The 2,914-nt window shown below is 56.7% G+C and carries 1 protein-coding gene; it reads right to left on the bottom strand.

Features of this window, described 5'->3' with window-relative positions:
• Positions 1-524: 524 nt before the first annotated feature.
• A complete protein-coding gene (gene hypF / locus D5S03_RS00295; protein ID WP_287042358.1) occupies positions 525-2,831 on the bottom strand; it encodes a carbamoyltransferase HypF in 2,307 nt (768 codons plus the stop codon).
• Between the last annotated feature and the right edge of the window lie 83 nt (positions 2,832-2,914).

Below are 2,914 nucleotides of genomic sequence, written 5' to 3'. Positions count from 1 at the left end.
TGCCTTAATCAAGCTCCAGTAGGAGTATTTATTCAGATGCATGCGACAGAGTGTTGCCACGCCTCGATCTGCTCCCCTCCTTGGCTAAGGAGGGGAGCTACACCGTGGCCTGGATTTACTTGGGTGGTGAAAGCTTAGGCAACTCCCGGAAAATAGAATTATAAACTTGGGTGGGTGGCGACCTTTTAATTTTCCGCATGTTGCCCAGAACTCCCCACCCTAGAACTGTTACGTTATTTTCAGGTAGTTGCCTTAATCAAGCTCCAGTAGGAGTATTTATGCAGATGCATGCGACAGAGTGTTGTCGCCCCTCGATGTGCTCCCCTCCTTGGTTAAGGAGGGGCTGGGGGTGGTTCGATATTTAGCTCCCTTCCTTTCCCGGCCCTTCCCAGGCTAAGGAGGGGAGTTTACGCCGTGCACTTAAGCCTATACAGGGGAGCAGGATGTCAGATAAAGTTACCAGCATGTTGGTTTGAAATTTCTGACAGCGCCTAAGGGTTTTACAAGGGAAAAGCACTGCAGGTTTATGTTTTCAGGCGTGCAAGATGCCGGCCGTACACGGCCTGGCCCAGGCTGACGCAGGCGTCTCCCGGGGGCAGGAATCTGTGCGTCAAAACATTGAATGATTTCCGGGCAAGACCTTCTTCAAGCTCCCGGGCCAGGGTCAGGTTGTGCATGACACCGCCGCTAAGGCCTATGGTCCTGATGCCGGTGGCGTTTCCTGCCTGCGCGGCCCACAGGCACAGGCCCCGGACCAGGGACAGGTGAAACCTGCGGCTGATTATGGCCGGGCTCAGGCCACTAATATGGTCTTTCAGAATTTGACGAAACAGGGTCAGGGTGTCCAGAATGCCAAGCCCATTGCGGTGAATAACCGGTATGTCGTACGCGGTCTCTTGTCCCCGGGACTGGATTTTTTCCAGGATTACCGCTGCCTGTCCTTCGTAGCTGATACTTCTGACCAGACCGAGCAGGGCGGCCACTGCGTCAAAAAGACGACCGCACCCGCTGGACAGGGGTGAATTGATATTGCTCTTAAGCATCTGCCTCAAAAGCATCTCCTCTTTAGTCAGCCCTTGCTCAAAATCCCTGGCCAGTACGGAATGCTCCAGGCCCAGCCTGTGGATAAAGCCGGCAGCGATACGCCAGGGCTCGCGCACCGCCAGGTCTCCTCCGGGAAGGGGCACGGGCTCAAAGCTGCCCAGTCTTTGCAGGGTCATGTCCCGGTTGTCCACCAGCAAAAGTTCTCCCCCCCACAGGGTGCCGTCATCCCCCAGCCCGGCTCCGTCCAGGGCCAGGCCCAGGCACGGGCCTTCAAAACAGTTTTCAGCCATGACAGACAGGATGTGGGCGTAGTGATGCTGCAGGGCCTGCACCGGCAGACCGGACTCCTGCCTGGCGTACTTAGTGCTCAGGTAGTCCGGGTGCAGGTCGCAGACCACCATTTCCGGGTTGACCTGCAGCACGTGCTGCAGATGATCTATGCACTCCCTGTAGAAGCTGTAGCTTTCTAAGTTCTGCAGGTCGCCTATGTGCTGGGAGACAAAGGCCTGGTCATTTCTGGTGAGGCAGAAGGTGTTTTTGAGCTCCGGGCCTGTACCCAGAATGCAAGGACCAACCCGGGACAGAAATACCGGCTGCGGGGTATATCCCCTGGCCCGGCGAAAGTAAGCAGGCCCGGGTCCGCGGGCGCACATTACCGAGTCATCGCAGCGAACCAGGATGTCCCTGTCATGCAGAAGAAAGTAATCCGCAATATGGCCCAGGCTCTTCAGGGCCTCGCGGTTGCCAAGGCTTATGGGCTCGGAGCTCATGTTGCCCGAGGTCATGACCAGGGCGGGTATTTCCTGCCGGGTGAGCAGAGCCTTGAAGTGTTCAAAGAGAACCAGGTGCAGGGGGGTGTATGCCAGCATGATGCCCAGCAGGTCTGTATCCGGGGCCAGTTCGGGGCTCAAGGGGCAGGGCTGGATGGGCTTCACCGCCAGGATGGGGCTGGAGGGGCTCTGCAGGATTTCTGCTTCCAATGGGCTTAGCTCCGCCAGCTCTACAGCGGCAGCTATGTCCGGGACCATGACAGCCAGGGGTTTGTGCGGTCGGTTCTTGCGGCGACGAAGTTCCCGAACGGCTTCCTGATCGGCAGCGTCGCAGGCCAGGTGAAAACCGCCGAGGCCTTTTATGGCCAGGATGTTGCCCTGTTTAAGCAGGTAAGCGCTTTTCTTCAGGGGGGAATCATGTTCTGAAATCCTGTTGCCGTCCGCATCTGTCAGCCAGAGCCCGGGGCCGCACTGGGGACAGGCATTGGGCTGGGCATGGAAACGCCGGTCTCCGGGGTCGCTGTACTCCCGGCGGCATTGGAGGCACATTTCAAAGCAGGCCATGGAGGTGTTTTGCCGGTCATAGGGGATAAGCCCGGTAATGGTATACCTGGGGCCGCAGTTGGTGCAGTTGGTGAAGGGATAGAGATATCTTCGGTCCTTAGGGTCCAGTATCTCCCGGGTACAGTCGCTGCATACGGCGGAGTCGGGGCTTATGAGCACCTGGCTTTGCTCCAGGGCAGAGCTTTCCAGGATGATGAATCCGGATTCACCTGCCTCAGGTGTTGTCTCGTCTGTCTGAATCCGGGTAATTTCAGCTAAGGGCGGGGGGTTGCCCCTGAGTTCTTCTTCAAACCAGGCCAGTGCCTCCTCTTTGCCCTGGACTTCGATGACCACGCCAAGGGAGGTGTTCTGCACCGAACCAGTAAGGCGGTGTTTGGCGGCCATACGGTAGACAGAGGGCCTGAAGCCTACTCCCTGGACCCGGCCATTGACAATATATCTCTTACGCCTCATAATTTTCTGTTTGGATAAAAATAATAATCGAAGCCATTAACACTACAGCGAAACTTATAAAATACACTATGGTATCTCAACTG

Source organism: Desulfonatronospira sp. MSAO_Bac3 (genome assembly GCF_003838035.1).
In the GTDB taxonomy this organism is placed as follows: Bacteria; Desulfobacterota; Desulfovibrionia; order Desulfovibrionales; family Desulfonatronovibrionaceae; genus Desulfonatronospira; species Desulfonatronospira thiodismutans.
This window is presented reverse-complemented; position numbering and strand designations above follow the sequence as displayed.

What these genes read in the sequence shown, in the direction of transcription:
- hypF (WP_287042358.1), bottom strand. Translation starts at nt 2,831, where the DNA reads ATGAGGCGTAAGAGATATATTGTCAATGGCCGGGTCCAGGGAGTAGGC.